Source organism: Pyxidicoccus fallax, assembly GCF_012933655.1.
In the GTDB taxonomy this organism is placed as follows: Bacteria; Myxococcota; Myxococcia; order Myxococcales; family Myxococcaceae; genus Myxococcus; species Myxococcus fallax.
In genome coordinates, this window is the sequence record NZ_JABBJJ010000537.1 from 1 (window position 1) to 5,671 (window position 5,671).

General features: G+C 71.4%; 5 protein-coding genes. 2 read left to right on the forward strand and 3 right to left on the reverse strand.

Annotation, left to right across the window (positions count from 1 at the left end; translation table 11 throughout):
- Positions 1–4 precede the first annotated feature (4 nt).
- The 3 genes from HG543_RS50980 to HG543_RS50990 form a co-directional block, all read right to left on the reverse strand.
- On the reverse strand, positions 5–460 hold the full coding sequence (locus tag HG543_RS50980; RefSeq protein WP_169352239.1) for a hypothetical protein: 456 nt from the start codon (positions 458–460) through the stop codon (positions 5–7).
- 16 nt (positions 461–476) lie between these two features.
- Positions 477–1,286 carry a GNAT family N-acetyltransferase gene (locus tag HG543_RS50985; RefSeq protein ID WP_169352240.1) on the reverse strand — a complete coding sequence of 270 codons (810 nt, stop codon included), beginning with the start codon at positions 1,284–1,286 and terminating at the stop codon, positions 477–479.
- 200 nt (positions 1,287–1,486) lie between these two features.
- Positions 1,487–2,422 carry a LysR family transcriptional regulator gene (locus HG543_RS50990; protein WP_246357896.1) on the reverse strand — a complete coding sequence of 312 codons (936 nt, stop codon included), beginning with the start codon at positions 2,420–2,422 and terminating at the stop codon, positions 1,487–1,489.
- Between the two features lie 157 nt (positions 2,423–2,579).
- Here HG543_RS50990 and HG543_RS50995 point away from each other — a divergent pair, with 157 nt between their 5' ends.
- Positions 2,580–3,404: an SDR family NAD(P)-dependent oxidoreductase gene (locus HG543_RS50995; RefSeq protein ID WP_169352241.1), complete on the forward strand. Its 825-nt coding sequence runs from the start codon at positions 2,580–2,582 to the stop codon at positions 3,402–3,404.
- A 14-nt stretch (positions 3,405–3,418) separates the two neighbouring features.
- Positions 3,419–5,284 (forward strand): SMP-30/gluconolactonase/LRE family protein, encoded by a 1,866-nt coding sequence (locus HG543_RS51000; RefSeq protein WP_169352242.1) that lies wholly within the window; start codon positions 3,419–3,421, stop codon positions 5,282–5,284.
- The last annotated feature ends 387 nt before the right edge of the window (positions 5,285–5,671 follow it).

Consider the following 5,671-nt stretch of genomic DNA (forward strand, 5'->3'; position numbering starts at 1 on the left):
GCCCCTACCCCGCCCCTCTGTCATCGACAGGGATTGCGGTCACCCTGCCGTCCGGGTGGAGGACGGAGCGGAGCGGACGCGCGATGGGGCGCCGGTCTGACTCGGGAATCTGGAAGAAGTCTTCCACCGCCGCGAGGACGTGCTCGCTGATGTCCACCCAGTTCCCGGAGCCCTCGGCGCGTGACGTCCAGGTGTCCTCGTCCCAGGAGAGTTCACCGGTGCTCCCGGAGAAGGCGTCACCCACCATCGTGATGCGCTGACCGCTCCAGCGCCCGAACATCGGGTCCTGCTGGTGACGCCGCGTTCCGCTGAGGGTGCCGCTTCGCGCCAGGAGGTAGGTCAGTGCCATCATCAGCCGCTCGTTGCGGCCGAGGTCCCCCGGCTTGAGCCCTTGCCCGAGCAGCGAAGGGTCCAACACCTCGCGCCGGTCCAGGTTGAAGACCTTGAAGTATTCCCCCATGTGCGTGGCCCGGCCGCTAAGACGCGAGGTCGTGCGACATCTCCAGTTGCGAGAGCGCCGGATAGGAGAACCCCGCGCCGAGGAAGAAGCGGTCGCACAGCCCCTCGGGAACGACGGCGCCCACCGCCAGCGGCTTGCCGGGCCACGCCGCCGCGAGCGCGCGGAGCAGCCTGCGTCCGTGTCCCTTTCCGCGCGCCTCCGGCTCCACGACGAAGGAGCGCAGCGCGAGCGTGGGCGCGGAGACATCCGCGATGACCGCCACCGCCGGCCCCAGCTTGAAGGCCCGCGCGGGAAGCGCGAGTCCCGCGACAGTGGCCGGCGCGAGCTGCCAGGGCAGCCCGTCCGGAAGAAGCAGCGCACACTCCCGGGGTTCCACCTCTTCGAGCGTGGCCGGCTCCGCCGCCGGAGTCCCCACGAAGCCCACCAGCCGGCGCACGCGCTGGAAGCCGAGCCGCTCGTAGAGCTTCACCCCGGCGGTGTTCTGCTCGATGACCTCCAGCATCATCCGCGAGTCGCCCCGGGCGCGGGCCTCGTCCATCAACGGGCGCAGCATGGCGCCGCCGAGCTTGCGGTTCCGGTACGCGGGCATGAGGCCCATGCCCGCGACGCGACTCACCCTGCCCCGCCGGGCCATCAGCACCAGGCCTACCGGCTCGCCGTCCACCCGCGCGATGCGGCTCTCCTCCAGGGAGATGTGCTCGCTTCGCACGCGCGCGTCGAAGAGCGCGGGCACGTCGGGAAGGTTGACGAAGTAGCCCTCGAACGAGCGGGCGAAGACCGTGGACAGGGCGCGGAGCGACAGCTCGGAGGCGGGCGTGAGTTCCATGCGGAGGGGGTCTCTAGCAAATCCTCCGTCCGTCAACCGCTGCTCTCGTGCACACGGCACTTCTCCGGGCTGCACAACCGTCGGCTCCGCGCTCACAACGCCTCCGCGGCGGCGACATCCCGTGCACGCCGCCCCCTCCCACCCACTCACCATCGCGGTCCTCCGGTTCGCGGTCGCAGGCACCTCTCATCGTGCCGTCTTCAGCGGCGCGTCCCCACGCGCTCCCACGGCGGAATCCCCGCGTAGCGCTCCGCGAGGAACGAGACGAACGCCTTCACCTTCGACGGCACCAGTCGCCCCGGCGGGTGCACGGCGTAGATGCCCGTGTCCGGCACCGACCACCCATCGAGCACCCGCACGAGCCGCCCCGCCCGCAGGTCCTCCGCGATGAGGAACGTGGCCAGCACGGTGACGCCGCAGCCACCCACCGCCGCCAGCCGCAGCGCCTCGGCGTTGTCCGCGATGAGCACCGGGCGCCCCCGCGCCTGTGCCTGCTCCTCGCCCCTGTGCAGCGTCCACACCTGTCCTTCCGACAGGAGGCTGAAATACAGGCACGCGTGCTGCGACAGGTCGTCCGGCTTCGTCAGGGGCCGGCGGCCCCGGAGGTACGAAGGCGCCGCGCAGAGGATGCGGTGGTTCGTGGCGAGCCGCCGCACCACGAGGCTCGAATCCGTCAACGTGCCGATGCGGATGGCCACGTCGAAGCCCTCCTGCACCAGGTCCACGTAGCGGTCCATGAACGAGCACTCCAGCGCGATGCGCGGGTACCGGTGCAGGAACTCCGGTAGCAGCGGCGCCACCTGGAGCTGCCCGAAGAGGTTCGGCAGGGCCACGCGCAACCGCCCCCGAGGCTCGGCGGCCAGACCCGAGACGAGCGCCTCCGCGTCCTCCACCCGGGTGAGCACGTCCGCGCACCGCTCCAGGTACAGCGTCCCCGCCTCCGTGAGCGACACGTGCCGCGTCGTGCGCCGCAGGAGCGCCGTGCCCAGCGCCCCTTCCAGCCGGGCAATGCGCCGGCTGAGCGCCGACGCGCTGATGCCCAGCTCCCGCGCCGCGTCCGCGAAGCTCAGCGCCCGCGCCACCGCGGTGAAGCTGAGCATGTCCTCCAACCGGTCCCGCATCGCCACCCGCTCCATGCCTCGCTCCTCCGGATTGATGCACGCCGTGCAAGAGTCTAGTGCAGCGCCCCTCGATGATGCGACGGCGCCCTCGGGCTACTTGTGCATTGCACGCAGCGGACGCGCCGTGGCCTCCGGCCCGACGGTGTCCCCCAGCTCGGAGAGGTCGAACACCATGGCGGATACGAAGGGTTCCAGGACATTCCAGGACAAGGTGGTCCTCATCACGGGGGCCGGCAGTGGCATGGGTCGCGCCGCGGCCCTGGCCTTCGCTCGCGAGGGGGCCTCGGTCGTCCTCGCGGGACGGCGCCACGCGGAGCTGGACGCGGTGGCACGGGAGGTCGAGACGGCGGGCGGACGGGCGCTCGCCGTGCCCACGGATGTCGCGAAGGAGGCCGAGGTGGAGCGGCTCGTGCGCACCACGCTGGAGCGCTTCGACCGGCTGGACGCGGCCTTCAACAACGCGGGCGTGGAGGGCGTCTTCGCTCCCATCCATGAACTGAAGGCGCAGGACTTCGACCACACCTTCGACATCAACGTCCGAGGCGTGTGGCTGAGCATGAAGTACCAGGTGGACGCCATGCTGCGCTCGGGGCGCGGCGGGGCCATCGTCAACAACTCCTCGTGGCTGGCGCATGGCGCCCTGCCGGGGACGTCCATCTACGCGGCGAGCAAGGCGGCGCTCGACGGAATGATTCGCGCGGTGGCGCTGGAGGTCATGGACCGCGGCGTGCGCGTGAACAACGTCAATCCCGGCGTCATCGACACGCCCATGCTGCGGCGCCTGTCGACGGAGGAGACGCAGCGTCCCTTCATCGCGCACGCCCCCGCGCGCCGGCTCGGCACTTCGGAGGAGGTAGCGGACGTGGTGCTCTGGCTGTGCTCCGACGGTGCCCGCTTCGTCACCGGACAGAACCTCCTCGTCGACGGCGGCTACGCCATTCCCGGCCACCGTCCCTGGGCCGCCGAGGCCCTGTCCCCCACCGCTTCCAAGCGCTGAGCAGAACCCACGCCATGAACCTCCCAAACCTCCTGGGGGCCCTCACCGCGGCCCTGCTCTCCGCGACCGCCGGCTCCGCTCCGGTGGGCGCCTCCCTGCCGGACCACTTCTTCCCGGAGAGCATCGCCGCGGCGCCGGACGGCACGCTCTACGTCGGCAGCGCCACCGAGAGCCGTATCGTCCGCGTCCGTCCAGGCGCGGCGGCGTCCGAGCCCTTCATCCCCGCTGGCGCGGGCGGCCTCATGTCGGTGCAGGGGCTGCTGGTGGACGCGAAGGCCGGCCTGCTGTGGGCCTGCACGGGGAACCTCGGCGTGAGCAGGACGCCCGTGAAGCCCACGGCGCTGCTGGCCTTCACCCTCTCCTCCGGCGCGCCGCGCGGGCGGTGGGTGCTTCCCGGCGGCGGGTACTGCAACGACCTCGCTCAGGACACGGCGGGCCGGCTGTACGTCACCGATACTCCGAATCCTCGCGTCCTGCGCTTCGACCCGAAGACGTCGCGCTTCGAGCAGTGGGCCCGGCATCCGCTGCTGGGAGGCGCGCCACACAATGCCAACGGCGTGGCCCTGTCGCGGGATGGCCGAGCCCTCTACCTCGTCACCTTCGCGGATGGCCGGCTGCTGCGCGTGCCCATCCTGGAGGATGGACGCTCGGGCGTCCCGGAGGTGCTGGCCCTGCCCCGGCCGCTCGTGGGCGCGGACGCACTGCGGACCGTGGGAGACAGCTCGTTCCTGGTCTTCGAGAACGGACTGCCTTCGGGAGGCGGGCGCGTCACGCGCATCACGGTGGAAGGCGCCCGCGCCACGCTGGAGACCGTGGTGGAGTCCTCGGCGGAGCCCACGAGCGGCATCGTCATCGACGGGCGCATCCTCTACGTCGAGTCCCAGTTCGCCCGGCTGTTCGGCGCGCACAAGGGACAGGCTCCCGAGCCCTTCCGGATTGCCACCGCGCCCCTGCGCCCCGAGCGCCTGTCCCTGCCGCCGGGCTTCGCGTACCCCAATGGCATCACCCACGCGGAAGACGGGACGCTCTTCGTCGGCTCGGTCTCCAGTGGTCGCATCCTGCGCCGGGCACCGGGAGGAGACTGGACGGTGCTCTTCCCCGGCTCGGAGGAGGTCTTCGCAGTGACGAGTCTGCGATTGGACGCACCGCGCGGGCTGCTGTGGGGAACTTCTCCGGATGTCATGGGGTTGCTGCGCCCGGACGGCACATTGGGGAAGCGCGCGCCCCGGCTCTTCGCGGTGGATGCACGCACCGGCGAGGTGCGGCGAATCGTTCCCATTCCGGAAGGCGGCATGGGAAATGACCTCACCGTGGCGCCGGACGGCGGGCTGTACGTGACGGACAGCAACCGCGGCTCCGTCCTCTACCTGAGCCCCGGTGGCGAGCGGCTGGAGACCTACGTGGCCGACGCGCGCCTCCAGGCGAAGGGGCCGGGCATGGCCGCCGTCGGTCCCGCCGGTATCGCGCTGGCGCCGGATGGGCGGACGCTCGCCGTCAACACGTATGGCCCGGGACGGCTGTTCCTCGTGCGCGCGGGTGCGGAGGGAGCGCCGCCCACGGTGAGCGAGGTGGAGCTGCCTCGCCGGATGGAGAACCCGGATGGGATGCGCTTCGCTCCGGACGGCCGGCTGCTGGTGCTGGAGGGCGCGGCGAACAGTGGTGACGGGCGCGTGGTCCGCATCGACGTGCTCGGAACGGCGTCCGGGCCGAGGTCCATCGAGGTGCTCGCCTCTGGAATGGAATCTCCCGTCAACCTCACCGTGACGGCGGATGGCCGGGTCTGGGTCACCGAGGCGCGACTGCGTGAGCGGCTGCTGCATGGCGCGTCGGCGAAGGTGCCGGACGCATTCTGGGTGACGGCGCTGTCGGGCAGGCAGTGAGAGAGGCGGCTGATTCGGGGCGCGAATCGTTCTTGCGTCGGAAGTTCCCCCCCCCTCGTCGCGAGCGTGGATCCACATGCCCCTCGCGGCACCGCGTGACTCCAGCCGCGGCTTTTCATGGGCCGCGACCTTGCTCCGTCCCACCCCCATGCATCGAGGGGGGCGCACGGACCGGGGACACCCGATGCCCTCCCGTCACTCCGAGCCCACGCGCTCGTGTCTGCCTCCACTCTCGGCCCTCGGTGGCGGGAACGAAGTGCACGAGGCCTGAGGACCCGCCAGGTCCTCATCGGGCGTGGGCCCCATCCTCCCTGGCATGTCAGCCCCCTCCGGTAGAAGGGCCGCCGTGGAGGAATGATTCCTCCAGCGAGGCGGCGGCCCGGGGGG

Coding starts and splice junctions, on each gene's coding strand:
- HG543_RS50980 (WP_169352239.1), bottom strand. CDS start 460: ATGGGGGAATACTTCAAGGTCTTCAACCTGGACCGGCGCGAGGTGTTG.
- HG543_RS50990 (WP_246357896.1), bottom strand. CDS start 2,422: ATGGAGCGGGTGGCGATGCGGGACCGGTTGGAGGACATGCTCAGCTTC.
- HG543_RS51000 (WP_169352242.1), top strand. CDS start 3,419: ATGAACCTCCCAAACCTCCTGGGGGCCCTCACCGCGGCCCTGCTCTCC.
- HG543_RS50985 (WP_169352240.1), bottom strand. CDS start 1,286: ATGGAACTCACGCCCGCCTCCGAGCTGTCGCTCCGCGCCCTGTCCACG.
- HG543_RS50995 (WP_169352241.1), top strand. CDS start 2,580: ATGGCGGATACGAAGGGTTCCAGGACATTCCAGGACAAGGTGGTCCTC.